Origin of the sequence: Clostridium novyi NT (assembly GCF_000014125.1) — a bacterium.
Classification (GTDB): Bacteria; Bacillota; Clostridia; order Clostridiales; family Clostridiaceae; genus Clostridium_H; species Clostridium_H novyi.
On the sequence record NC_008593.1, the window covers coordinates 2,082,809 to 2,109,048 of the forward strand.

The 26,240-nt window shown below is 30.6% G+C and carries 21 protein-coding genes, 21 tRNA genes and 1 riboswitch; of the genes, 1 reads left to right on the top strand and 41 read right to left on the bottom strand.

The genetic code is table 11. The annotated features are described in order from the left end of the window. Window positions 1-132: 132 nt before the first annotated feature. From NT01CX_RS09590 to NT01CX_RS09765, 36 genes are all read right to left on the bottom strand, one after another. Window positions 133-1,029, bottom strand: coding sequence for a dihydroorotate dehydrogenase (locus NT01CX_RS09590; protein WP_039243165.1), 897 nt, complete (start codon window positions 1,027-1,029; stop codon window positions 133-135). After that, window positions 1,022-1,756, bottom strand: coding sequence for a dihydroorotate dehydrogenase electron transfer subunit (locus tag NT01CX_RS09595; RefSeq protein ID WP_011722868.1), 735 nt, complete (start codon window positions 1,754-1,756; stop codon window positions 1,022-1,024). The genes NT01CX_RS09590 and NT01CX_RS09595 overlap by 8 nt, the downstream gene beginning before the upstream one ends. Window positions 1,757-1,761: 5 nt before the next feature. After that, the gene (gene pyrF / locus NT01CX_RS09600) at window positions 1,762-2,619 is read right to left on the bottom strand and encodes an orotidine-5'-phosphate decarboxylase (protein WP_039238291.1); all 858 of its coding nucleotides are present in this window, start codon (window positions 2,617-2,619) and stop codon (window positions 1,762-1,764) included. A gap of 17 nt (window positions 2,620-2,636) precedes the next feature. Next, complete coding sequence (locus NT01CX_RS09605; protein WP_011722870.1) at window positions 2,637-3,830, bottom strand: dihydroorotase; 1,194 nt, start codon at window positions 3,828-3,830, stop codon at window positions 2,637-2,639. Beyond that, window positions 3,831-4,751 (bottom strand): aspartate carbamoyltransferase, encoded by a 921-nt coding sequence (pyrB, locus tag NT01CX_RS09610; protein ID WP_011722871.1) that lies wholly within the window; start codon window positions 4,749-4,751, stop codon window positions 3,831-3,833. It abuts the gene before it with no gap. A gap of 505 nt (window positions 4,752-5,256) precedes the next feature. Continuing rightward, a complete protein-coding gene (locus NT01CX_RS09615; RefSeq protein WP_011722872.1) occupies window positions 5,257-6,696 on the bottom strand; it encodes an IS1182-like element ISCno1 family transposase in 1,440 nt (479 codons plus the stop codon). A 440-nt stretch (window positions 6,697-7,136) separates the two neighbouring features. Further along, the gene (locus tag NT01CX_RS09620; protein WP_011722873.1) at window positions 7,137-8,501 is read right to left on the bottom strand and encodes a sigma-54 interaction domain-containing protein; all 1,365 of its coding nucleotides are present in this window, start codon (window positions 8,499-8,501) and stop codon (window positions 7,137-7,139) included. Between the two features lie 162 nt (window positions 8,502-8,663). After that, on the bottom strand, window positions 8,664-9,605 hold the full coding sequence (locus tag NT01CX_RS09625) for an ABC transporter permease (RefSeq protein ID WP_011722874.1): 942 nt from the start codon (window positions 9,603-9,605) through the stop codon (window positions 8,664-8,666). Between the two features lie 2 nt (window positions 9,606-9,607). Then, a complete protein-coding gene (locus tag NT01CX_RS09630; protein ID WP_011722875.1) occupies window positions 9,608-10,702 on the bottom strand; it encodes an ABC transporter permease in 1,095 nt (364 codons plus the stop codon). Then, window positions 10,695-12,227: an ABC transporter ATP-binding protein gene (locus NT01CX_RS09635; protein WP_011722876.1), complete on the bottom strand. Its 1,533-nt coding sequence runs from the start codon at window positions 12,225-12,227 to the stop codon at window positions 10,695-10,697. The genes NT01CX_RS09630 and NT01CX_RS09635 overlap by 8 nt, the downstream gene beginning before the upstream one ends. Then, complete coding sequence (locus tag NT01CX_RS09640) at window positions 12,214-13,332, bottom strand: BMP family ABC transporter substrate-binding protein (protein WP_011722877.1); 1,119 nt, start codon at window positions 13,330-13,332, stop codon at window positions 12,214-12,216. Before NT01CX_RS09640 ends, NT01CX_RS09635 begins: the two co-directional genes overlap by 14 nt. Before the next feature lie 32 nt (window positions 13,333-13,364). After that, window positions 13,365-13,937, bottom strand: a complete 573-nt coding sequence (locus NT01CX_RS09645; protein WP_011722878.1) for a xanthine phosphoribosyltransferase — start codon at window positions 13,935-13,937, stop codon at window positions 13,365-13,367. 152 nt (window positions 13,938-14,089) lie between these two features. Beyond that, window positions 14,090-14,191, bottom strand: a riboswitch (purine riboswitch). Window positions 14,192-14,320: 129 nt separating this feature from the next. Then, window positions 14,321-15,583 (bottom strand): dicarboxylate/amino acid:cation symporter, encoded by a 1,263-nt coding sequence (locus NT01CX_RS09650; RefSeq protein WP_011722879.1) that lies wholly within the window; start codon window positions 15,581-15,583, stop codon window positions 14,321-14,323. Between the two features lie 165 nt (window positions 15,584-15,748). Continuing rightward, window positions 15,749-15,825, bottom strand: a tRNA-Arg gene (locus NT01CX_RS09655). Window positions 15,826-15,844: 19 nt separating this feature from the next. Then, window positions 15,845-15,918, bottom strand: a tRNA-Gly gene (locus NT01CX_RS09660). A gap of 39 nt (window positions 15,919-15,957) precedes the next feature. Continuing rightward, a tRNA-Lys gene (locus NT01CX_RS09665) sits at window positions 15,958-16,033 on the bottom strand. Between the two features lie 4 nt (window positions 16,034-16,037). After that, a tRNA-Gln gene (locus NT01CX_RS09670) sits at window positions 16,038-16,112 on the bottom strand. Between the two features lie 4 nt (window positions 16,113-16,116). Then, window positions 16,117-16,192: transfer RNA gene (locus NT01CX_RS09675), tRNA-His, on the bottom strand. A 6-nt stretch (window positions 16,193-16,198) separates the two neighbouring features. Further along, window positions 16,199-16,275 (bottom strand) — tRNA-Arg (locus tag NT01CX_RS09680). A gap of 4 nt (window positions 16,276-16,279) precedes the next feature. Then, a tRNA-Gly gene (locus NT01CX_RS09685) sits at window positions 16,280-16,353 on the bottom strand. A 5-nt stretch (window positions 16,354-16,358) separates the two neighbouring features. Beyond that, window positions 16,359-16,434: transfer RNA gene (locus tag NT01CX_RS09690), tRNA-Pro, on the bottom strand. 29 nt (window positions 16,435-16,463) lie between these two features. After that, window positions 16,464-16,539 (bottom strand) — tRNA-Lys (locus tag NT01CX_RS09695). 6 nt (window positions 16,540-16,545) lie between these two features. After that, window positions 16,546-16,622 (bottom strand) — tRNA-Arg (locus tag NT01CX_RS09700). A gap of 6 nt (window positions 16,623-16,628) precedes the next feature. Further along, window positions 16,629-16,702 (bottom strand) — tRNA-Gly (locus NT01CX_RS09705). 5 nt (window positions 16,703-16,707) lie between these two features. Further along, window positions 16,708-16,782: transfer RNA gene (locus tag NT01CX_RS09710), tRNA-Gly, on the bottom strand. A gap of 3 nt (window positions 16,783-16,785) precedes the next feature. Beyond that, window positions 16,786-16,869: transfer RNA gene (locus NT01CX_RS09715), tRNA-Leu, on the bottom strand. 24 nt (window positions 16,870-16,893) lie between these two features. Further along, window positions 16,894-16,969: transfer RNA gene (locus NT01CX_RS09720), tRNA-Lys, on the bottom strand. A gap of 4 nt (window positions 16,970-16,973) precedes the next feature. Beyond that, a tRNA-Gln gene (locus tag NT01CX_RS09725) sits at window positions 16,974-17,048 on the bottom strand. 4 nt (window positions 17,049-17,052) lie between these two features. Further along, window positions 17,053-17,128: transfer RNA gene (locus tag NT01CX_RS09730), tRNA-His, on the bottom strand. An 8-nt stretch (window positions 17,129-17,136) separates the two neighbouring features. Next, window positions 17,137-17,212: transfer RNA gene (locus tag NT01CX_RS09735), tRNA-Lys, on the bottom strand. Between the two features lie 6 nt (window positions 17,213-17,218). Then, a tRNA-Arg gene (locus tag NT01CX_RS09740) sits at window positions 17,219-17,295 on the bottom strand. 6 nt (window positions 17,296-17,301) lie between these two features. Then, a tRNA-Gly gene (locus NT01CX_RS09745) sits at window positions 17,302-17,375 on the bottom strand. Between the two features lie 5 nt (window positions 17,376-17,380). After that, window positions 17,381-17,455 (bottom strand) — tRNA-Gly (locus NT01CX_RS09750). A gap of 7 nt (window positions 17,456-17,462) precedes the next feature. After that, window positions 17,463-17,538, bottom strand: a tRNA-Pro gene (locus NT01CX_RS09755). A gap of 63 nt (window positions 17,539-17,601) precedes the next feature. Beyond that, window positions 17,602-18,201, bottom strand: a complete 600-nt coding sequence (locus tag NT01CX_RS09760; protein ID WP_011722880.1) for an XTP/dITP diphosphatase — start codon at window positions 18,199-18,201, stop codon at window positions 17,602-17,604. 32 nt (window positions 18,202-18,233) lie between these two features. After that, window positions 18,234-19,208, bottom strand: coding sequence for an AIR synthase family protein (locus tag NT01CX_RS09765; protein ID WP_011722881.1), 975 nt, complete (start codon window positions 19,206-19,208; stop codon window positions 18,234-18,236). A 120-nt stretch (window positions 19,209-19,328) separates the two neighbouring features. Here NT01CX_RS09765 and NT01CX_RS09770 point away from each other — a divergent pair, with 120 nt between their 5' ends. Beyond that, window positions 19,329-20,675, top strand: coding sequence for a hypothetical protein (locus NT01CX_RS09770; protein ID WP_242648487.1), 1,347 nt, complete (start codon window positions 19,329-19,331; stop codon window positions 20,673-20,675). Here NT01CX_RS09770 and NT01CX_RS09775 read toward each other — a convergent pair. From NT01CX_RS09775 to gatC, 5 genes are all read right to left on the bottom strand, one after another. Further along, window positions 20,672-22,249, bottom strand: coding sequence for a peptide ABC transporter substrate-binding protein (locus NT01CX_RS09775; RefSeq protein WP_011722883.1), 1,578 nt, complete (start codon window positions 22,247-22,249; stop codon window positions 20,672-20,674). The genes NT01CX_RS09770 and NT01CX_RS09775 overlap by 4 nt on opposite strands. A 99-nt stretch (window positions 22,250-22,348) precedes the next feature. Next, on the bottom strand, window positions 22,349-22,831 hold the full coding sequence (locus tag NT01CX_RS09780) for a hypothetical protein (protein ID WP_039226334.1): 483 nt from the start codon (window positions 22,829-22,831) through the stop codon (window positions 22,349-22,351). A gap of 135 nt (window positions 22,832-22,966) precedes the next feature. Next, entirely contained in the window at window positions 22,967-24,394 is a 1,428-nt protein-coding gene (gene gatB / locus NT01CX_RS09785; RefSeq protein ID WP_011722885.1) for an Asp-tRNA(Asn)/Glu-tRNA(Gln) amidotransferase subunit GatB, read from the bottom strand. A gap of 18 nt (window positions 24,395-24,412) precedes the next feature. Beyond that, on the bottom strand, window positions 24,413-25,870 hold the full coding sequence (gene gatA / locus NT01CX_RS09790; protein WP_011722886.1) for an Asp-tRNA(Asn)/Glu-tRNA(Gln) amidotransferase subunit GatA: 1,458 nt from the start codon (window positions 25,868-25,870) through the stop codon (window positions 24,413-24,415). Between the two features lie 16 nt (window positions 25,871-25,886). Then, window positions 25,887-26,171 carry an Asp-tRNA(Asn)/Glu-tRNA(Gln) amidotransferase subunit GatC gene (gene gatC, locus NT01CX_RS09795; protein ID WP_011722887.1) on the bottom strand — a complete coding sequence of 95 codons (285 nt, stop codon included), beginning with the start codon at window positions 26,169-26,171 and terminating at the stop codon, window positions 25,887-25,889. Between the last annotated feature and the right edge of the window lie 69 nt (window positions 26,172-26,240).

Genomic DNA, 26,240 nt, shown 5'->3' on the forward strand with positions numbered 1-26,240 from the left:
AATTTATATATTCATTTTATTCAATTAACAATTTACAATTATCAACTCTCAAATTCTTATTCTTTTCCTACTGCCTTTACTTTGCAATTCCCTTGTTTCTTATTTATCTGTTGTTTTTTTTCACCTTGTCTTTTAAATAATCCCTCTTATTTCTTCTATGTTTTTAATTCCTTCTCTAACCATAAACTTTTCTATTCCATCTATTATATCTAGTGCTATGTTTGGCTTTATAAAATTTGCTGTTCCTATTTGCACCGCAGTTGCTCCTGCCATTATAAATTCTATAGCATCTTCTGATGATACAATTCCACCCATTCCTATTACTGGCACATCTACATTTTTACAAACCTCATGAACCATTCTAAGTGCTATTGGTTTTATTGCTGGTCCTGAAAGTCCTGCGTATACATTGTTAAATACTGGTTTTCTTTTGTTTATATCTATTGCCATAGCTTTAAAAGTATTTACAAGTGAAATTCCGTCCGCTCCTGCTTTGCAACACTTTTCTGCCATGTCTATTATGTTTTCTGCATTAGGTGATAGCTTTACAACCAATGGTTTTTTGCATATTTCCCTAACTTTAGATACTACATCATAAGCCACATTTGATTTTATTCCAAATGCCATACCCCCAGATTTTACATTTGGACAAGATATATTCAGTTCAATTATATCTACATCTGTGTTATTTAATTTTTCAATTCCCCTTAGATAGTCTTCAACAGATCCCCCACCAAGATTTGCAAAGATAGCTGTATCTAATTTTCTCATTTTAGGAAGTTTATCTTTTATAAATGCTTCAACTCCTGGATTTTGAAGTCCTACACTGTTCATAATTCCACTTGGAGTTTCCCATATTCTAATGCCATCATTACCTTCTTTAGGATTTATAGTAAGTCCCTTTGTTGAAATTCCGCCTAATCTTTCAACATCGAAGATTTCTTCATACTCTTCTCCAAATCCAAAAGTTCCTGATGCTGCAATTACAGGATTTTTTAAATCAACTCCACATACATTTACATTAATCATCAAAAACCAAATCCTTTCCACTGAAAACTGGACCATCTTTACAAGTTCTCTTATTTCCACCTTTAGTTTTACAAGTACATACTAAACATGCTCCAACTCCACATGCCATTCTATTTTCCATTGATGCGTACACTGTAACATCTTTTTCATTGCACATTTTAACAACCTTTTTCATCATCACTTCAGGCCCACAGCATATAACTACATCATATTTTTCTGGAACTAGTAAGTCTGTTACATATCCCTTGTAGCCCTTCTCTCCAGTTTCTGTTGATATATTAATCGACTGAACATAATTTTCTAATTCATCTATTCCATAATCTATATTTCTAAATCCAGAATATAAATCTACTTTGCAATCTTTAAGTTCTTTTATTAAATATTTCATAGGTCCTATTCCTATTCCACCAGTTACTATAGCAACTTTTCCTTTTATTGAATCTACCTCAAATCCATTTCCTGAAGGACCCATAATATCAATTTCATCATCTTTCTTTAATTCACTTAGTTTCTTTGTTCCTTTTCCTACTACTGCATAAAGAAACTCTATTTCATTATCTCTGCAATCATGAATACTTATTGGTCTTGGAAGAACTAGTCCTTCTTCCCAAGCCTTTAACATATAAAATTGACCTGGTACTGTATCAAACTTTCCTTCTACAGTAAGTTTAAATATCCCGTCGGAAATTTCTATATTTTCCTTTACTTTTTCCTTTGAATATTCCACTTAAACTACTCCCTTCCAAGCTCTTTTTGCATTTTTAATACTTCTTTTCTTGAACATTCATCAAAATTCTTTTCTCCATTTTCATATTTTTTATATGCAAGAAGAATTCCTCTTGATGAATTTACAACTCCACCATTTCCATCTTTAAGATATACATTGGCTTCTTTTGCTCCACCACCTTGCGCTCCAAATCCTGGTATTAGGAAAAATGTTTTACCAAAGTTTTTTCTTATCTCTTTTCCGTCTTCTAATGTTGTGCATCCAACAACTCCACCTATGGAACTGTATCCGCATTGCCCCATAACTTTTTCTCCTAGTCTTTCTAACTTTTCTCCAACAATTTCATAAACTCTTCTTCCAGAACCACTTTGAATATATTCAAAATCTTTTGAGCCAGGATTGGATGTTCTAACTAGTGCAAATAATCCCTTTTCTTTATTTTGAAGGTATGGCATGTATGGTTCTATACTATCCATTCCCATATATGGATTTACAGTTATAAAATCTGTTTCAAAATCTCCCTCAAAATGAGCTTTTGCATACATTTCAGCTGTTTTTGAAATATCTCCTCTTTTTACATCTGATATTGCTATGCATCCAACCTTTTTTATATATTCAAGTGTTCTCTTATAAGCCATAAGTCCTTTTAATCCGAAAGACTCATAATATGCAATTTGAACTTTGTAACAAGCTACAGCATCATGTGTTGCATCTATAATTTTTCTATTAAACTGAAATATTGCATCCTCAATATTTTCATAATTCTTTAAAAATCTTTGTGGTATATAACTTAAATCCGTATCTAATCCTACACAAACATTTCCCTTTTTATTTACTTCTTCATATAATCTATCTATAATCAAAACCATTTCCCCCTTTATTAATTAGTTACCTTTTCATATACAACACGTCCACCTTTAATGGTCATGACTACATCACCCCAAACTTCTTTGCCATCAAACGGTGTGTTTTTTCCTTTAGATTCAAAGTCATTAGAATTTATTGTATACTGTTTATCTAAGTCAACTAATACTAAATCTCCTTCAAATCCTAGAGTTATTTGTCCTTTATTTACCCCCATTATCTCAGCAGGTCTTTTTGACATAAGCTCTGATAACTTATTTAGTGATATATTTTCTTCACGAACAAGCTTTGTATAACATACTGGGAATGAAGTTTCTATTCCTGAAATTCCTGGAGAACCTTTCTTTTTATCTTCCTTTGTATGTGGTGCATGGTCTGTTGCTATTACATCTACAGTTCCATCTTTTATTCCTTTTATTAATGCATCCACATCTTCTCTTTCTCTAATTGGAGGATTTACTCTATAAACATCTTCTCCTACTAAAGCTAAGTGATGAGGGGTTACCTCACAAGTTACTTTTACTTCATTTTCCTTAGCTTCTTTTACATATTTGATTGCTTCTTTTGTACTAATATGTGCCATATGAAGATTGCAACCTGTAAATTTACAAAGTGCTATGTCTCTCCAAGTCATTAAATTTTCTGCAACTCTCATATCAACATTGCTCATCTCAGGACTTTCTGCATGAGAAATTACAGTTATACCTTTTGATTTCGCCTTTATCATTGCTTCCATCATTATTTTATTATCTTTAACACCTTTTCCGTCATCTGATATAAACTTAGTACTACATGGTAATTTATCTAAATGAGATATATCTTCTCCCTTTAAATCCTTTGTAATTGATACTATCTGATTTACCTCTATAAGTCCTACTGATTGTGCTTTTTCTTTTACATAATTAACAACTTCCATATCTGAACATACAGGATTTGTATTTGCCATAAGATTAACCGTTGTATATCCTCCTCTTACAGCAGCCCTACTTCCTGTTATAATATCTTCTTTATTAGTGAATCCTGGATCTCTAAAATGTGCATGTAAATCTATAAATGCTGGCATTAAAACTTTACCTTTTCCATTTATAATTTCACAATCTTTTGATAGGTTTTTTCCGATATCGTAAATTTTATTTTTGTATATATAAACATCTCCATAGAAATCTTGCGCCCAATCAACAATTCTTACATTCTTTATTAATAATTCCATTTACTCTACCCCCAATACCTTAGCTATTAATGCCATTCTTACAAACATTCCAAACCTTGCTTGTTTAAAATAACATGCTCTTTTATCATCATCTACATTTGTTGATATTTCATTTACTCTAGGTAATGGATGAAGAACCATCATGTCTTCTTTTGCCACATTCATTTTTTCTTTATCTAGTACATAAGTGTCTTTTAGTCTTATATACTCTTCTTTATCTTCAAATCTTTCTTTTTGAACTCTTGTCATGTAAAGAATATCAAGTTCGCCTATTACATCTTCTAACTTATCAACTTCTTTAAACTCTATATTTCTTTCATTTAAGAATTCTTTTATATAATCTGGAATTTTTAATTCTTTTGGTGAGATTAAAATGAATTTATTATTTTCATATCTTGATAATGCTTTAACTAAAGAATGCACTGTTCTACCGAATTTTAAATCTCCGCATAGTCCAATTGTATGATTAGAAAAATCACCTTTTATCCTTCTAATGGTAAGTAGATCTGTTAATGTTTGAGTTGGGTGTTGGTGTCCACCATCACCTGCATTTATGATAGGTACATAAGAATGTTTACTTGCAACTTCTGCTGCACCTTCCTTTGGATGTCTTATTGCTATAACATCTGTATAACCTGAAACTATTTTTATTGTATCTTCTAAGCTTTCACCTTTTGATACTGAACTACAGTTAGCATCTGAAAATCCAAGTACCTTTCCACCAAGTCTTAACATAGCAGCTTCAAAGCTTAATCTAGTTCTAGTGCTTGGCTCATAAAATAGTGTAGCTAATAGTTTTCCTTCACAAACTTTTGAATATTTTTTTGGATTTTCTATAATCTTATCTGCTAAAGAGAATACTTCTTCTAATTCTTCTACAGAAAAATCCATTGGGTCAATTAAATTTCTTCCTTGTAACATCTCTATTCCTCCTTTATAGTCTCACTGGACCAATTTAAAAGGTATAATAAAAAATGCCTTTCCAAGATTTTGGAAAGGCATGAGTATACTAATATATAATAAAATACGCTCTATATACTTATAAAGACAAAAACCCTTTGTCTACCCTTTCCAGTATCTCGTACTGAATTAAAGGCACGCTTATTAACTTTTAGGTAATTATACCATAATAAAAACTTAAAATCAATATAAAACATGAAATCACCTCTACACAATAATGTAGAGGTGATTTCATCCTAACATAATTCTGTAAAAAATTAAAAGTGTACAGTTTTTCGCACACTTTTTGAAACAAATAAATAATAAGTGTAATATTTTCCGTACACTACACTTATTATTTGAATTTTTTTGTATGGTTTTCCGTACAATTTAAAATAATATATGATGTTTTGTCATCTTTTCATACAGGGTTGTTCTACTTATATTCAGATTGTTCAAAAAGCCCCCAACAATTGGGGGCTTTTGTTTACGCCAAAATTCTTTTATGCGATAGCATTCGAAAAATATTTATTATGTATGTTAATTTGGAATAAATTTGAATTAATGTACACAAAAAATAATGCGATAGCACCATGGCTATCTTTTTCATATTCTGAACTGCCGCTGTAAGTAGGCACTGCTCAGAAACATTTTTAATTCCTCGCATGCGACAATAACGTAGCCCATGTAATTCTTTTGAATCAGCAAAGCTACGCTCAATCTTTTCTTTACGTCGTTTGTAAATACTTTTACCTTTTTCTGTTTTAGTAAAGCTAAAAATTTGATCTTTATAGTCTTCCCAAACATGACGACGTATAGTTCTATTAATGGATTTATCAGATGTTAAGCAATTATTTTTATATTTGCAATAAGCACAATGCTCCGCATTACTTAAATATTCTTTATAACCTTCCCTCGTAGTAGTTCTATATTTTAAAAAGCAATTATTAATACACACATATCCATCTAATTCTTTAACATACTGAAATCTATATTTTGTATATTTTCCTTTAACATGGGGTCCTAAACGGAACCCAAAAACACCTTGATAATTTTTGTCTGAAATTTGTTTACAAATAGGATTCGTAGAATATCCGGCATCTGCTACTAAATATTTTGTATTAAAATTAAACTTTTCTATTTGAGTTTCTATTCTTTTAACATAAGGATCTACATCGTTTATATTCCCGGGAGTAACATGAACGTCTGTTATAATATTATACTTTCCGTCAACAGTTCTATGATCTAAATAAAAAAAGCCTTTAGGTTTTCCATCTCTAACCATATATCCACTGTCTGGATCAGTTGTACTTACTTTTATTTCCTTAGTTTCAGCTATTTTAGTCTTTTTTTTTAGAGGCTTTTTATTATGATTAATTCTATCTTTATTAATGTCATTCTCTAATTCATCAAAGTATTCCTTTGTGGATTTAGTTATTTCTTTTTTAATAAATTTATGTTTATTAGCGTTAGCTTTTAAGTGAGTAGAATCAGTATATAGAATTTTGCCATCAACCAAGTTTCTATTAATAGCTTGAAATACAATATTATCAAATATTTCTTGATGTATATTTGTATTACTAAATCTTTTTGTTCTATTCTGGCTTATAGTGGAATGACTTGGTATTTTATCAGTAAGTCCATATCCTAAAAACCATCTGTAAGCTACATTTACCTGGATTTCTTTTACAAGCTGACGCTCTGAACGTATACCGAATAGGTATCCTATAAAAAGCATTTTAAATAATACAACTGGATCCACTGATGGTCTGCCATTATCAGCACAATATAAATCCTTAGTTAAATCTCTTATAAATGAAAAGTCTATGTATTTATCTATCTTTCTAAGTATGTGATTTTCAGGTACTAAATTTTCTATATAAACTAGTTCTAATTGATTTTGTTTTCTTTCATTATTAGTAAGCATTTTTCCTCCGTAGGAGCCCTAACGGGCTAAAAGATTTATTGTTCTAAAATATATATTCTACATAAACACTAAAAATCCTTTTTGTAATAAATGTAAAAAGGCTGTTGACAAATTATGTTTATCAACAGCCTGATGAAATCACCTCTACACAATAATGTAGAGGTGATTTCATTAAATCTAATCATTAACCAATTTTTATAGTTCTATATATAACAACATTATAATTTACATGGGGAGTTTATAATGTTATTAATCATTTTTTACTAACTTAATGATTTAATTTTTTAAGTTAGAATGTAAAATAGTATTTTCAATGAACACTATTTTATATTAGCAATAACTGTGCCAACTTTATTATTTTATAAACATTTTTTTGAATTTATTTAATTTTAGACCTATTTTTACTTAAATAATCACTTCTTTTTTATTTTTACATTATTCTATTTATTTAATTTTAAAGCTTTAGCTGCTTTAGTCTTGTTTCCATTAAAAGCTGTAATGGCATTTAATATGGTTTCTTTTTCAGTCTTCTTTATGACATCTTCTAATTTTTCTACAGAAAATTCAGTAACTCTCCCCACTATATCATATGGTAAATGCTTCAAACTTATTTTTTCATCGTATTCTACAATATTTACTGCTCTTTCTATAACGTTTTCTAACTGACGCACATTTCCAAGCCAGCTATAAGACATTAGCTTTTTCATAGCTTTACTTGAAATTCCTTGAACTTCTTTATCAAGTTTTGTACATATTTTATCTAATAAAAACGTTGTCAATGGAACTATATCTTCTATTCTATCTCGTAGTGCAGGTATATTAACTGTAACTACATTTAATCTATAATATAAATCCTCTCTAAAACTACCTTCTTTAACCATCTTAGATAGATTCTTATTGGTAGCAGCAATCACTCTTACATCAATTTTTTTACAAGATTCTGCTCCTATTTTTTCAAGTTCCTTTTCTTGAAGGAATCTCAATAACTTAGCTTGCATATGTAATGGCATATCGCCGATTTCATCTAAAAATATAGTTCCACCATCTGCAATTTCGATTTTACCCATTTTTCCTTCTTTTTTAGCTCCTGTAAACGCTCCCTTCTCATATCCAAATAATTCGGATTCAAGAAGTTCCCCTGGAATAGCGGCACAGTTAACCTTTACAAAATTCTCATAAGCTCTGTTGCTAGATTTATGTATAGCATGGGCAAATAATTCTTTTCCAGTACCACTTTCCCCTATTAATAATACATTTGATTTTGTAAGAGCTGCTTTTTTTGCTAACTCTTTAGCTTTTTGAATCTTAGGACTTTCGCCAATTATATTCTCAAAAGAATATATAGCTGAGTTTTTCTTTTTTAATTTATTATTTTTATTATTTTTATTATGTTTTTTAGGATTTTCCTCAAAACTACTTATTTTCTTATATAACAAATTAAAATCTTTTGTATCTCTAAATAATACTTTACCAACAGCTCCTTGAACTTCATTATTTTTAAATATAGGTATTCTTGTTGCTATGGTATATCCCCCTCTTATCTTTTGGATTTCAGAAGATTCAGCTACACCTGTTTTTGCTACTATATGCATCCTTGTGTTTTCGATTACATCAGTAACATGTTTTCCAATAATCTTATCTCTATCCACCTCCAAAAATTCAGCATAAGCTTTACTTAACATAGTTATGTATCCATTTGTGTCCACAACCACAATGCCATCATAACTAATGTCTAGAATAGTATCTAAAACTTCCCTAGCACTTTCTTCTTTGTTTAATGTTTTGTTAATGCCAAATGTCCCCACATTGATTATCCTTTCTACAAATAGTTTTAAATTTATATATTCCCACAATATATATAATTACATAATAAGGTTACTTATTGCAATAATATCTAAATAAATTATTTGTTTTTACTATAATAAGAAATGTACTCATGAAAACATAATATTTTCACGAGTACATTTCTATCTTTCTTCTCTATAATATGCATTTCCAAGCCAGTTTGGCGGTGCATTCTTTTTATTACTTCTAATTGATAATGCAACAAGTATAATTACAGTTACCACATAAGGAAGCATGTCTATTAAGTATTGTGATACATGGGCTGTTAATATTTCAAATCTAAAGGCCACTATACCAAGCCCTCCAAAAAGGTAAGATCCTATTATAGCTTTATATGGATTCCATGCTGCAAAAATTACTAAAGCTACAGCAATCCATCCTCTACCTGCTGTTACATTTTCCTGCCATGAAGGAATGTATACAAGTGAAAGGTATGCTCCACCAAGCCCACATAATGCTCCACCTATAAGAATATTTACATATTTATATAGACTTACACTTATACTTGATGCATCTGCACAGGCTGGGTTTTCTCCAACAGCTCTTAAATTTAATCCTATTCTAGTATTGTAAATGTATATTCCAAGAATTATAGCAAGTACATAAGATATATAAACGAATATGTCATGATTAAATAATATAGGTCCTATAAACGGTATTTTGCTTAAAATAGGTATAGGATATATATGAAAAAATCCTTTTACAGCTTCAGGTGTTTTTTGTCCAATTAAATTTAGCCCTTTTCCAACTAAACTTGAAAATCCAGTTCCGAATATACTTAATGTAAGTCCTGAAACTACTTGATTAGCTTTAAGTCCTACTGTTAAAAATGCATATATTAAAGCTCCAATTGTTCCAGCTAAGGCACCTGCAATAATTGATAAAACTGGACTTTGAGTTTTTATACTTACTGCAAAACCCATAACTGCGCCCATAAGCATCATGCCTTCTACACCTAAGTTTAAATTTCCAACCTTCTCAGTTAATATTTCTCCAAGTGTAGCTAGTAGTAAAGGAGTTCCTGCAACTACAGCCGCATTTAAAAATGATATCATTAAATCCATATTTAAACCTCCTTCGCCACTTGTTTATTTTTCTTCTCATTAACTTTTTTATTATTTGAAAATTGTACTTTATATTTAGTAAAGAATTCACTTCCTAAAACAAAGAATAATATTGTTCCTTGTATAACAAGTGCCGCAGCATCTGGAATTCCAAATGCAGTTTGTATATAAGCTCCACCTTGAAGCAAAGCTGCGAACAATATTGAAACTAATAAAATTAAAGGAGCACTTAAAGATGCAAGCCATGTTACAATTATTGCCGTATATCCAACTCCCCCTGCAACTTCTACTGACAATGTGTTATTTATAGCCGATGCTTGTATCATTCCTACAAGTCCACAAAGTCCACCACTTAAAAATATAGCACCAAGTATTGTCTTTTTTATGTTAATTCCAGCATACTTAGCTGTTTTTTCGCTTTCTCCAAGGACACTTATTTCATATCCTTTTTTAGTATATTCCATAAATATATACATTAAAATCACAAGAATTATTGCAATAATCCATCCTGCATGAATTCCTAAAACCTTTGGAAGTATTGCATTATCAGTAAAGTTTTTTATTTTAGGAAATCCCATTTCACTGGGATCTTTCCACAAGTCATATTGAAGATATGTGACAAAACTTATTGCTATATAATTCATCATCAAAGTTGTTATTGTTTCATTTGTACCAAACTTTGATTTAAAATACGCAGGTATAAACGCCCAAAGTCCCCCTCCTATAACTCCAGCAATAGCCATAGCACTAAGTAACACTATCTGTGGTAAATTTGAAAAATGCAAGGCTACAAATGATGCTAAAAATGCACCCATAATAATTTGTCCTTCTCCACCAATGTTCCAAAACTTCATTTTAAAAGCTACAGCTATTCCAAGAGAAGATATTATAAGTGGAATTGCTTTTATTATTGTTTGTTTTATTTTATATTCAGAGCCAATAGAGCCTTTCATCATAGATGAATAAACATTTATAGGATTAAGTCCTAACACAGATATAAAAATTCCAACTAAGACAAGTGCCAAAATAATAGCTAAAATTCTTATTCTTATACTTTCACTTCTACTAATTTCACTTTTCTTTACAATTTTAAGCATCTAAAGCCTCCTCCTCTAATTTTTTACCTACCATAAGCATTCCTATTTCTTCTCTTGATGTATTTTTAGCATTAAGAATTCCTGTAATCTCCCCATTGTACATAACCATAACTCTATCGCACAGTTCCATTAATACATCTAAATCTTCTCCTATATAAATTATTGAACTTCCTTTTTTCTTTTCTTCATTTATAAGTTCATATATTGTATAGCATGTATTAACATCTAATCCCCTTACAGGATAGGCCATTATAAGAAGTTTAGGATTTAAACTAAGCTCTCTTCCAAGTAATATTTTTTGAATATTTCCGCCAGACAAATATCTTATTGGGTAATTTATACTAGGAGTTTTTATTTCTAATGTTGATACCATTTCTTTAGCTTTTGCTTCAATTGGTTTTCTTTTTATAAACATACCCTTTTGGCTTTGATAATTTTTAAGTAATATGTTGTCTACCATATCCATAGAAGCAACAAGTCCCATTCCCAGTCTATCCTCTGGTATAAAACTCATGCTTATACCCTTTGTTATTATGTCTCTTGGGTTTTGCCCTTCTATATTTTCACCTTCAAAAATTATCTCCCCATCTTTTATTTTGTGAATACCAGCTATAGCTTCACATAGTTCTTTTTGTCCACTACCTGCTACTCCAGCAATCCCCAAAATTTCTCCTTTAAACACATCAAAATTAATATTCTTTATAATTTCTAATTTATCTTCATTTAATACCTTTAGATTTTTTACCTCTAAAAGTTTGTTTTCCTTTTTAAATGGAACTGTTTTTATTGATAATTCTACTGAACGTCCAACCATAAGTTCCGTTAATTCTTTTGGATTACTATCTTTTTTATTTACTGTTTTTATTGTTTCGCCTTTTCTCAAAATAGTTATCCTATCTGCCATTTTCATAACCTCATCCATTTTATGAGTTATAAAAATAACAGCGCACCCTTCACTTTTCATCTTATCAATTATTTTAAAAAGTTTTTCACTTTCTTGAGGAGTAAAAACCGCTGTAGGTTCATCTAGTATTAATATGTTAGCTCCCCTATATAATACTTTTAATATTTCTAAATTCTGCTTTTCGCCAACAGACATTTCATAAACACTTTTATTAAGTTCAACTTCCAAATTAAATTTGTCTATTATATTCTGTATCTTCTGAATATTTTTCTTTTTATTTAAGAACAACTTCCCCTTTTGTCCAAATATTATATTTTCAACAGCTGTCATATTATCAACTAACTTAAAATGCTGATAAATCATTCCTATTCCTGAATCTATAGCATCTTTTGGTGATGCAAATTTAACCTCTTTTCCATGTACTAGTATTGAACCACCATCAGGGGTATATACCCCTGATAGCATGTTCATTAATGTACTTTTTCCTGCTCCATTTTCCCCTAAAAGAGCATGAACTTCTCCACCGTAAACTTCTAAATTTATATTATTATTAGCTATAACTTTTCCAAATCTTTTAGTTATATTGTTCATTTTTATATATGGAATTTTATTTTGCTCCATTTTGAACTCCTTCTACAAACCAATCAAATTGTAATAACTCTTGATCTGTCATAACTTTTCCTTTGGAAATCTTCTCTGCACCTTTATTATCCTTAATAGGACCTTCAAATATCTTGTTCTTTCCTGAAATTATTTCTTCTTTAACTTGTTTTACTTTTTCTTCTGCTTCCTTAGGTGCATTTTTTGTAAGAGGTGAAAGATCAACTATTCCATCTTTAAGTCCTCCCCAATAGCTATCATTTTTCCATGTACCATCTACAATAGATTTTATTTGTTTTACATAGAATGGTCCCCAGTTCCACACAGGAGCTGTCATATATGCTTTTGGTGCTTTACTTTCCATATCAGTGTTATATCCTATTGAAAATGCACCTTTTTCTTCTGCTGCTTGTTGAGGTCCTGCTGTATCTTGATGTTGAGTAATTACATCTGCACCTTCATCTAATAGTGCTTTGCCTGCTTCTTTTTCTTTTGCAGGATCATACCAAGTGTTAGTCCACTTAACTTTTACTACAGCCTTAGGATTTACAGATCTAACTCCTAATGTAAAAGCATTTATTCCTCTAACTACTTCTGGCATTTCGTGTGCTGCTACATACCCAATTACATTGCTTTTAGTCTTCATTCCTGCAACTATACCTGATAGATATCTTGCTTCATATATTCTTCCAAAATAATTTGATAAGTTGTCAGCCACTTTATTTCCTGAACAATGCATAAATTTAACTTCTGGATGATCTTTGGATGATTTTAACATTCCATTAAGAAAACCAAAGCTTGTTCCAATTATTACATTACATCCTTGATCAATCATACTTTCAACTGTGTTTTGAACTTCAGCATCATCTTCTTTTACTGATTCCTGAATTACGGATGGCTTTATTCCAAGTTCTTTTTCTAAATACTTTCTTCCTTGATCATGAGAATATGTCCAACCACCATCACCCACTGGTCCAACATACAAAAATCCAACTTTAATGTCTTCATAACTTAATTTTTTTCCCTTATTTTCATCACTATTGGTTGCTTTACTATTTCCACATCCAGTTAATAATGTTCCTATAGTAAAAACTAAAATCAATAATATTGAAGTTATCTTTTTCATTAACATATCCCCCTTATGAAATTAAATTTATATTAATTTTTAAAAATAACCTTACCATTTTTCATGGATTCCACTATAGCTAAAGATTCTACAGTTACACCTTTATTCTCTATAGTTTTTCGTCCATTTTGGAATCCTTTTTCTATTACAATACCCACACCTTGTACCTCTCCGTTTGCTTCTCTTACTATGTCTATAAGACCACAAGCTGCATTTCCATTAGCTAAAAAATCATCTATAATTAAAACTTTATCTTCAGTATTTATATATTTTTTAGATACCCTAACCTTATAAGATTTATTTTTTGTAAAAGAAAAAACTTCTGATTCATAAGTATTCTCGTCCATATTACTTCCTTGATGTTTTTTTGCAAATACAACAGGAACATTAAAATATTGAGCTGCTATACACGCTATTCCTATTCCAGATGCTTCTATTGTAAGTATTTTTGTTATCTCCTTATTTTCAAATCTTCTCTTAAACTCTTTCCCTATTTCATTTAATAACTTGACATCTATCTGATGATTTAAAAAGCTATCTACCTTTAATACATCTTCTCCAAATACATTCCCATCTTCTAAAATTCTTTTTTTTAATAATTCCATATAATATACCTTCTCCTATTCTTTATTAGTAAATAAAAAAACTCCCTTTATTTAACAAGGGAGCTTATAATCTTTCTAATCATATACTATTATATTATAAGAACATATGTAAAAAATACTACTATATACATATGATAAATTCAATATAATAATACATGAATATAAACACCCGTAGTCAAATAGTTTAAGGCCATTTGGTAGAAACAATCGAACCATATTTTCGATCATATACGAATTTACGAACATTATTTAATTTTTTATAAAAATCATTCGATACATTGATTTATATTAAATATGATAATTCAAATTTCTACAAAAAGCAAGAGTCAAATAAAAAATTCTAGATAAATTTAAAATTATACCTAGAATTTTTTATATTTAATTTATTTACTATTATAAACTTCTAAATCCAATTCTTTTTCTGAATTACTCATTATTATTGTAGTTGCTGCATTTCCTGTAACATTAACTACAGTTCTTAGCATATCTACTATTCTATCTACACTTAATACTAGGGCTATTCCTTCAAGTGGAAGTCCAACTTGTTCAAGCACCATAGATAACATTACTACTCCTGCTCCTGGCACTCCAGCTGTTCCTATAGATGCTAGTGTAGCTGTTAAAACTACCATTAGCATTTGATGCATTGATAGATTAACTCCAACTAATTGAGCTATGAATATAGTTCCTACCCCTTGCATTATAGAAGTACCATCCATATTAACTGTAGCACCTAATGGAATTGTAAAACTTGCAATTCCTTTTGATGCACCCATCTTTTCTTCACAAGTTTTTAAACTCATTGGAATAGATGCATTACTACTAGATGTACTAAATGCAACTAACATAACCGGCCAAAATTTCTTTAAGAAAGTTATCGGATTTACTCCACCTAAGAATTTAAGTGAAGGTGCATACACTATTATAATTTGAAGTGCTAATGCTACCGAAACTGTAATAAGATATTTTAGTAATGGAATTAATGCATTTATACCTTGGAAAACAATAACCTTTGATATTAATGCAAATACACCAACTGGTGCAGCAAGCATAATAACATTGATCATTTTTAATAATACTTCATTTATTTGAGATATTATATTAGAAAGAGGCTTTGCTTTTTCCCCTATTAATGTAATACATACCCCAAATAAAATAGCAAATACTATTATTTGTAACATATCTCCTTTTACCATAGCATCTATTGGATTAGTAGGAATCATGTTTACAAACATATCCATTATAAATGGCGGTTTACTTGTCTTAACTGCTGAAGTTGCTTGAGAAGCTAAACTTATGCCTGTCCCCATTCCAGGGTTCATAAAGTTTGCAACTATCATCGCTAAAACTATTGCAAAAGCTGTAGTGAAAAGAAAATATATTATGGTCTTTACTCCAACTCTACCTAACTTTTTAACATCTCCAATACTAGCAACACCACATATTAAAGAACATAAAACAAGCGGTACTACTAACATTTTTATTGATCTTAAAAACATCTCACCTAGTGGAGATAGCACCCACTTACTTAAGCTATCATTGATTTCCTTTGGGAAAAATATATTTGCAATTACTCCAAATAATATTCCCAATCCTAAAGCCAAAAGTATCTTTACAGCTAAAGATATCTTTTTAGTTTTTTTCATCTGTTATCCACCTCATATATTTAATTTTAATAATTTTGGTCATGATATTATAACATTTGTTTAATAATTGTTCAATAAAATTATTAAACTACACATTTTATCTATTTTTCATGACCATTTATCCCTATAATTAAAAACACCTTCCTGTAACGAAGGAAGGTATTATGGTGCGCCTAACAGGATTCGAACCTGTGGCCTCCGGATTCGAAGTCCGTAACTCTATCCAGCTGAGCTATAAGCGCACAAAACAAAAAATAAAAATGGAGCGGGTAAGGGGAATCGAACCCCTGTGTTCAGCTTGGAAGGCTGACGTTCTACCATTGAACCATACCCGCACAGAATGCATTTTAAAATACATATTAAATTATTTAAATTGGTGATCCACCGGGGAATCGAACCCCGGACAACATGATTAAAAGTCATGTGCTCTACCGACTGAGCTAGTGAATCAAAATGGCTGGGATAGCAGGATTCGAACCTACGCATGTAGCAGTCAAAGTGCTATGCCTTACCGCTTGGCGATATCCCAATACTGGGGTGAACGAAGGGACTTGAACCCTCGACAACCAGAATCACAATCTGGCGCTCTACCAACTGAACTACGTCCACCATTTATGGTGCGTCTTAAGAGATTCGAACTCCTGGCCCACGCCTTAGAAGGGCGTTGCTCTATCCAGCTGAGCTAAAGACGCATATTGGAGCGGGTAAGGGGAATTGAACCCCTGTGTTCAGCTTGGAAGGCTGACGTTCTACCATTGAACCATACCCGCGTATTTGGTCGGGGTAGCAGGACTTGAACCCGCGGCCTCATGGTCCCAAACCACGCGCGCTACCATCTGCGCTATACCCCGTTATAAGTTATATTGATTTTTTACATAAATGGTGCGCCATCGGGGACTCGAACCCAGGGCCCACTGATTAAGAGTCAGTTGCTCTACCATCTGAGCTAATGGCGCATTTTATGGTGCGTCTTAAGAGATTCGAACTCCTGGCCCACGCCTTAGAAGGGCGTTGCTCTATCCAGCTGAGCTAAAGACGCATACTTTGGAGCGGGTAAGGGGAATCGAACCCCTGTGTTCAGCTTGGAAGGCTGACGTTCTACCATTGAACCATACCCGCATATTTGGAGCGGAAGACGAGATTCGAACTCGCGACGTTCACCTTGGCAAGGTGACGCTCTACCACTGAGCCACTCCCGCTTATGGTGCAGGTGAAGGGAGTCGAACCCCCATGCCAAAGGCGCTAGATCCTAAGTCTAGTGCGTCTGCCAATTCCGCCACACCTGCACGTATAAAGTTTAAATAATAAATTGGTGATCCACCGGGGAATCGAACCCCGGACAACATGATTAAAAGTCATGTGCTCTACCGACTGAGCTAGTGAATCAAAATGGCTGGGATAGCAGGATTCGAACCTACGCATGTAGCAGTCAAAGTGCTATGCCTTACCGCTTGGCGATATCCCAATACTGGGGTGAACGAAGGGACTTGAACCCTCGACAACCAGAATCACAATCTGGCGCTCTACCAACTGAACTACGTCCACCATGTTTATGGTGCGCCATCGGGGACTCGAACCCAGGGCCCACTGATTAAGAGTCAGTTGCTCTACCATCTGAGCTAATGGCGCATTTTATGGTGCGTCTTAAGAGATTCGAACTCCTGGCCCACGCCTTAGAAGGGCGTTGCTCTATCCAGCTGAGCTAAAGACGCATACTTTGGAGCGGGTAAGGGGAATCGAACCCCTGTGTTCAGCTTGGAAGGCTGACGTTCTACCATTGAACCATACCCGCATACTTGGAGCGGAAGACGAGATTCGAACTCGCGACGTTCACCTTGGCAAGGTGACGCTCTACCACTGAGCCACTCCCGCTTAAAAGTGGTCGGGGTAGCAGGACTTGAACCCGCGGCCTCATGGTCCCAAACCACGCGCGCTACCATCTGCGCTATACCCCGTTGCAACATTTCCTGTTTTCTCTCGGAAATGTTTTGTGCCTTAACGACATGGATTATTCTACACTATATTTTATAATACGTCAATACTTTTTTTAAATTTTTTAAAGCTTTTCCTCTATGACTTATAGAATTTTTTTCTTTAGGTGTCATTTCCGCTGTTGTTTTCTTGTATTCAGGCACATAAAATAAAGGATCATAGCCAAATCCATTTTCCCCTCTTTGCTCTTCTAATATGTACCCTTTAACCTCACCTTGTACTGTTATTGTTCTAGCTTCATCAATAATAAGTTCCATTGCACAAACAAATTTTGCTTTTCTATCTTCAAATTTAACTTCTTTTAATTTAGAAAGTAATTTTTCATTATTTTTTTTATCATTTCCATGTTCTCCAGCATATCTTGCAGAATAAACTCCTGGTTCTCCATTTAAAACCTCTACCATAAGCCCTGAATCATCTGCAAGTACCATAGCGTCTTTTACTATTTTAAATATTTCATATGCTTTAATATGAGCATTTTCTGCAAATGTTGTTCCGTTTTCTTCTACATCTATATCAATGCCTACTTCTTTTAGAGAAATTACATCTAAATCAAATTCTTTTAACATCTCTTTAATTTCTTCTATTTTATGTTGATTATTACTTGCTACAATAAGTTTCTTCATTAATACTCCCCCAATTAAAGTTAATTATGTTTTTATATTTTAAAAAGTTCATCTCTTTCAACAGAATGAATTTTTATTTCTTTTTCATTTTCAACTAATATCTTACCTTCTTTTATGATTTTACCCACTAAAGAAGCCTTTATTCCATTTCCTTTTAATTTCTCAACTAATTTTTGTCCATTTCTACATGTTATAAGCATACTTCCTGAAGATATAAACTTTAAAGGATCTATCTTAAATAAATCACATAGCTTTTGAGTTATATTGGTGATAGGTAATTTATCCTTATATATTCTAAAACCTAACCCACTTCCTTCTGAAACTTCCCACAATGCTCCTAGAAGTCCCCCCTCAGTTATGTCATGCATAGAATTAACTCCAAACTCTCCTGAAATTTTTCCTTCCTTTATAACACTTATATAATTTATATAACTTTTAGCTTCATTAATTTCTTTGTCAGTTAAAACTTTTCTTGCTCTTTCACAATAATCATTGACTAAAATAGAAGTTCCCTCAAGACAAAGTTGTTTTGTTACTATTATATCATCACTTTCCTTTGCACCTCCAGTAGACACCGCCTTTCCACTTTTAGTTTTTCCTATTACAGTACATGATACTATAATCTTATTTACAGCATCAGTAACCTCAGTATGTCCACCCAATATTTCCACATTTAACACCTTAGTTTCTTCACTAATTTCTTTCATTATATTTTTAATATCTTCTAAAGTTGAACTTGGAGGTGCTAATATAGTAACCAATATTCCTAAAGGTTCAACTCCACTAGATGCTACATCATTACAATTTATATGCACAGCTAATTTTCCTATATTAGAGATAGCTCCTGTTATTGGATCTGTAGATAGTACGCATTCATTTTCTCCAAAATCAACCACACTACAATCTTCTCCAATTCCACTTCTTATCCTAACTTCTTCTCTTTTTATTCCTCTATTTTCATTTATAATACTTTTTAAATCTTTCCATTCAAGCTTACCTGTTTTCATAAAATTCTCCCCTTTATTAAAATAAAACTATCATCATTTAGTATATCTATTCATATTATTTTATAAGGATTAATTTATGGTGGTGTAAATATGTTAAGATATATAGGGCCTTTCCTACGAATGAATAAACTAAGTATAGATCAAATACAAAGCCAACTATTTCACTTATCTAAAGAATCTATTAAAAGTCTTGTTCTATCTTCAAAGTTTGGTATTGTAATAGATCATAAAAAACTTAATTTGAAAAACCTACCTCGTACTGATATTAACACATTGAAATCAATTTCTCCACTTTTATGTGTTTATAAAAAATCCAGTGCAAAACTTAAAAATAAAAACAATAAATTATGTTGGGATGATGGCAAACAAAAGAAAGATATTAATATATTCAGCAATGGCTATATGGCTTTATCCCTATTAGAACTTGTTGATTATTATAAAACCTTTAAAAATATAGATGAAAAAAAATATAATATGAGTATTCTTTATACAGAAATAGCAAGAAATCAATTAGAATTTTTTGTATCACACATGAGAGACGAGTCAGGTCTATTTGTAGATAAAAAAGATTCAACTGATCCTCTAACAGGGAAAATCCAACTTAAACCTAAAAATAAACCATTTAGATTTTCCGAACAAGCATTGCTAATGAATGGTTTTTATAAATGCTCCACTTTTTTAGAAGGTGATATTAAAGATGCATTTAAGACATTTTCACTGGATATATTAAAAATGTTCTTTGACTTTAAAGATGAACTTTACAATATCTCTTTTAGTGAAAAATGCAACCTTTGCTTTAATCTAAATGTATTTTATACTTATTCCCAAATGGAGGAGGTTAAACCTCTACTTTTGGATATTTTTGATTTAATTTATGAAGAATATAATACTTTATTAAAAGATAGCATAACTGATATTTCACTTATGTACTTAAACTCTGCAATGTTGTTTGAACATACAAATATGTTTAAATTTAAGAAAATAAGTGATAAGCTTTTAGAATCTCTTCTTGAATACTATAATGAAGATTTAGGTATATTCGTTAAAGAAAGTGAAGATAAAGACATTAAATTCTCTTCTGAAGAAATAGTTTTATATCTTATATCTTTATTATATAATTTATCTTCTAATGATATTGATAAAAAAATAATATGCAATATTTTTAAATATCAACTTGTAGATTCAGGAGTAATTCTTAGTTGGCCTGATATACCAACATTAGATGATGTTGAACATTATAAGAATTTCGAATCAAAACCTGAAAACTTGCTAGATGATCAATATTTTAAAATGGCAAATATTCAAACACCAGAACTTGCTGAACTTGCACCTGTGTTTATTAAAAATGTAACCTTTAGTAGAAGTAGCAATACATTTAAAGCTAGTAAGTCTACATTTGATAGCAGGAAAAATTTTAATTTATTTTTCTTAATACTACATTTACTAAATAAAACTTCCCAAAGTTAATGGGAAGTTTTATTTTTATCCAAGATGTAGGCTTTTTTTAAGATAACATTTCCTCTACTATTTACCTCTAATCCTTCAACATATTCTTTTCTGCACACAATAAATTTATAAACTCCTATTGGAATTGTAGCTATGTCCTCTAAAATAACTTTTTCTCCTTCATTAAATTTCTTTTGAGATTCTAATTTATTTTCACTTACTTTTGCCTTCAAGATACAATTATCAAAATTTATATTCTTATATCCAAATAAATTTTGTTTAGAATTACTAATCCACTTTTCTAAATAAGTTAGTGGCATTGTAGAGTCTCCACTGTAGTTAAGTAAAGCTATATCATAATTACCTTTATCAATAATATTTTTTAATTCTTGTTTAGAGTATCCCTGAATATCTACATTTACTTTTGCTTTTTTTAAATTTTTTTCAATAGAATTTATGACTTTTTTATTGTTGTCTTCATTATTTGCATAAACAATCTTTACTACTTCTCCATTGTATTTACTATCCTTTAAAAGTTCTTCTGCACTTTTTATATTATAACTTCTATTAGTAGAATTTAAACTGGAATTAGGTAAATAACCGTAGGTTTCCTTAAATACTTCTCCTAGTTCTTTTTTTATTTCCTCTTTATCTACAGCACATTTTATTGCTTTTCTAAACTTAATATCTTTCACAAAATTATCTTTGTTTAAATTAAAATTTAAGCTTATTCCATCACCTATTAGTTGTTTTGTATATTTTTTTTCATCTTCTATATCTCCATTTTGTAATACATTATAATCACAAAATACATCTACCCTATTTGATTTATATTGAGCCAAAGTAGAAGCCATAACTTTACTTTCTTTTATATGTATTCTATTACTAACTACATTCTTTTCATCCCAATACATATTATTCTTTTTTAAACTTATTTCTCCATCATCATATATATTTTCTATAAAGAAAGCTCCGGAATAATCTATGTTTTTATATTCACTTCTCCAATTTTTTAAATTATAAAAATTTCGCTTTAATGTAAAAACAGGTTTACTTAATATTTTAATAAAATCATCACATGGATAATTTAATCTAATTTCTAATGTATTATCTTTTCCTGGATTTATAGCAACTTGCTGAAAACTTTTCTCGCCTTCTAAATACTCTTTCACCCCAAAAATGCATTGAAGCTCATGTGCATATGTATTATCTTTTTCTTTTAAAATTCTCGAAAAAAATTCCACAAAATCTTGTGGTGCTATTTTTTCTCCATTGCTCCACCTTGCATCTTCTCTTATTTTAAATGTATAACTTAATTTATCTTTAGATACACTCCAACTACTTGCAAGACTAGGCACTATTTTGCCTTTCTCATCCATTGATACAAGTCCATCAAAGAGTGCTATTTGCAAATCTTTCTTACGTATACTATTGTCATCCAATAACAATAAATCTTGTGGCATAGAATTTACACTGTAAACTAAATAATCTCTCACATTTTCATTATATACTTTTTTAGTTATACATCCTTTTTCTATAAATAATCCAATAAATAAAAGTACAACTACTAAATATATATATAATTTTTTTTTCATATTTTCCATCCATTCTGTTAAATGATATATATCTTAATTATTAACCATATATAAAAAAATAAACAAAGTTTTGTTAATTTTTAATAACAAAACTTTGTTTTAATCGGGCAAATATTTATAAAAATTTATTTTCTTATTTTTAAACAAATCTGAAACTCTTCCCTTTAATCCTAGTTGTCTTTTAAAGAAATATCTATAATCTTCTAATACAATTTTTTTAAAAAACCAAGTTCTATTTTCTCTCTTGTGAAGTCCAGCTTCAAAAACTCCTGTTGTTATATATATACCCTTATTTATTCCTTGATTTTTCATGGCATTTAAAAATTCTTCGTAATCTTCCTTAAAGACCATATCTATTCTGTGATATTTAAATAAATTTTCTTTATATTTTCCCTTTAGATGAACTAAAATACTATTGTAGTCTTTTTCTAAAATATTATATTCTACCCCTTTTACTTTACAATTTTTATCCAAAATTCTCAGGATAGAATCAATTTTCATTCTCCTTAATTTACTTCTTCCTCTTCTAATTTCTTCACTTTTCCTTTGAAAATATATTTTATTAAATATATTCTTAATCATATATAATTCACCATCCTATAACCATGTTATATGATACGCAATACCATTTATTACTATATTATATCATTTTTTATAAAAATTGTAAAAGAGCCTAATATATAATATTCTAGACTCTTAATGGTTGTTCCTTGTTTTTTACATATTTAATTCTTTTAGAATAATTTCATTTACAATCTTAGGATTTGCTTTTCCTTTTGTAATTTTCATAACTTGACCTACAAAATATCCAAGAAGCTTAGTTTTCCCATTTTTATAACTAGTAACATTTTCGGGATTATCATGTAAAACCTTTTTTACTATCTCTAAAATTTCTTCTTTATTATTATTTTGAACTAATCCCTTTTCTTCTACTATATCCTTTGGTGATTTTCCTGTTAGAAACATTTCTTCTATAAGGTCTTTTCCTATGGAATTAGATATTATTTTTTTATCTATAAGTTTTATAAATTCTCCTAAATCCTTTGGCGAAAATTTAATTTCTTCTATTTTAATGTTATTTTTATTTAAAAGTCTTGATATGTCTCCCATAAGCCAATTGGATACCGCCTTTGCATTTTTACTTATCTTAGTTGCTTCTTCAAAAAACTCTGCCATTTCTAAACTTGATGTTATAATTTTAGTATCATATTTTGGAATCTCATATTGTTCTATAAATCTTTTTTCTTTTTCATGAGGAAGCTCTCCAATACTTTCTTTTATTTCTTCAATCCAATTATCTGAAATATTTATACTAACTAAATCTCCATCTGGGAAATATCTATAGTCATTAGCATCTTCTTTACTTCTCATAACTACAGTTTTATTATTTTCCTCATCCCATCTTCTAGTTTCTTGGATTACCTTTCCCCCATTTTTTAATACCTCTATTTGTCTTTCAAATTCATAATTAAGGGCTTTTTCTAATGCCTTAAATGAATTCATATTTTTAATTTCACATTTAACTCCAAATTCCTTATTTCCTTTTTCCCTTACTGAAATATTAGCATCACATCTTAGAGAACCTTCCTCCATTTTACAATCAGAAACGCCAATGGCTTTAAGTACACTTCTAAGATGAATAAGATACTCTACAGCTTCTTTCGAATTTCTCATATCAGGATTGGATACTATTTCAATTAGCGGAACTCCAGCTCTATTAAAATCCACAAAGGTCCCCTGTGAATTGTGAATAAGTTTTCCTGCATCTTCTTCTATGTGGATTCTTTCTATTGATATTTTTTTGGCTTCTCCATTTTCTAAAGAAATTTCTATATATCCATCTTTACATAGCGGATATTCACTTTGAGTAATTTGATAATTTTTAGGACAATCTACATAATAATAATTTTTTCTATCCATTCTGCACAACTTATTTATAGAGCAGTTTAGAGCAATTCCCGCCTTCATTCCATATTCAACTACTTTTTTATTTAACTTGGGTAATGCTCCTGGAAGCCCTAAGCATATAGGACAAACATGAGTATTAGGTTTTGCTCCAAATTCTGTACTACATCCACAAAAAGCTTTAGTTTTTGTCAGTAATTCGCAATGCACTTCAAGACCTATAATTGCTTCATAATTCATATTATCCCTCTTTTCTTCCTATAATTTAGCCATTATTTTATGAAAATCTGTAGATTGTTCATAACTATATCCTATATTAAATAGTATATCTTCTCTAAAATAATCTCCTATAAGTTGAAATCCAACAGGTAACCCCTTACTAAATCCACACGGAATTGATATTGCAGGAAGTCCAGCAATACTGGCAGGTACTGTATATTCATCTGAAGAATACATTGATAAAACTTCTTTTGTTCTTTCTCCAAATTTAAATGCTGTAACTTTAGATGTTGGAGTTATTATAGCATCAACTTCTTTTAATACTCTTTTAAAATCTTCCTTTATTAAAGTTCTAACCTTTAAAGCTTTTTCATAATATTTTTCATAACATCCTTTAGATAATACATATGTCCCTAACATAATTCTTTTTTTTACTTCTTCCCCAAATCCTTCATTTCTTGATTGAATATATATATCTTCATGTTTGTCTAATGTATTTATTCTTCTTCCATATCTTATTCCATCTATTCTTGCAAGGTTTGATGAAGCCTCCGCCGTGGAAATTATATAGTATGCTGAAAGAGAATACTCCGCTAAAGGCAATGAACAAATTTTTATTTCCGCTCCATTTTTCTCTAAAATTTTTATGGCATCTTCAATTTGCTTTCTAATACTCTCATCTAAATCTTCTTTAAAAAACTCTTTGGGCAATCCAATTCTTATGCCTGTTAAATCCTTTTTTAAACTCTCTTTATAATTTGGAACAGCTACCCTAGCACTTGTGCTATCTCTTTTATCAAAGCCACTTATGACTTCTGTTAAAATAGCACAATCTGTAACATCCCTTCCTATAGTTCCTACTTGATCAAGAGTTGATGCAAATGATATAACTCCATATCTTGATATTCTTCCGTAAGTTGGTTTGAGTCCCACCACTCCACATAATGCTGCTGGTTGCCTTACGGATCCTCCTGTTTCACTTCCTAATGATAATGGAATTTCTCTTGATGCCACCGCTGCTGTGGAACCTCCAGATGAACCACCTGGAATTCTTTCTAAGTCCCATGGATTTCTAACAATTTTAAAAGCACTATTTTCATTGGATGAACCCATAGCAAACTCATCCATATTTAATTTTCCTAATATAATTCCATTGTTTTCTTTTAACCTTGATATTACTGTAGCATCATAGGGAGATATATAATTTTCAAGGATTTTAGAAGCACATGTATTTTGCATTCCACTAACACTTATATTATCTTTAATTCCTACTGGAACTCCCCATAATCCTTTAAGCTTTTCTCCCCTTTGTATTTTTTCATCTAAAAGCTTTGCTTCTTTTAAAGCGGATTCTTTTGATAAATATAAATAAGCTCCTATTTTTTCATCAATACACTCTGTTCTAGCTATATAACTTTTAACAACTTCTTCTACCTTTACCTCTTTACTTTTAATCATATCTATAAGTTCATGGGCTGTTTTATTAAATAACTCCATATTTTCATAACCACCTTTACTCTATAACTTTAGGTACAACTATATACTCTTTATTAGATTCTGGAGCATTTTCTAGTACCTTTTTTAACTTAAGAGATTCTTCTATTTCATCTTCTCTATATTCATTTTCTATATAATAAGGATTAACTGTTATTTCTACATCATCCGTTTTTAATTCATTTATTTTTTCTATATCCTTTAATACTTTGTTTAAATGTTCTATTATCTTTTCTTCCTCATTCTCATCAAAGGATAACTTTGAAAGTCTCGCTATATATTTTATATCTTCTCTTGAAATCATTAATTACACCTTCTTTTCTTTATTTAGTGCCATTTATATTATATCATTCCTTTATAAAAAAAAATCCAG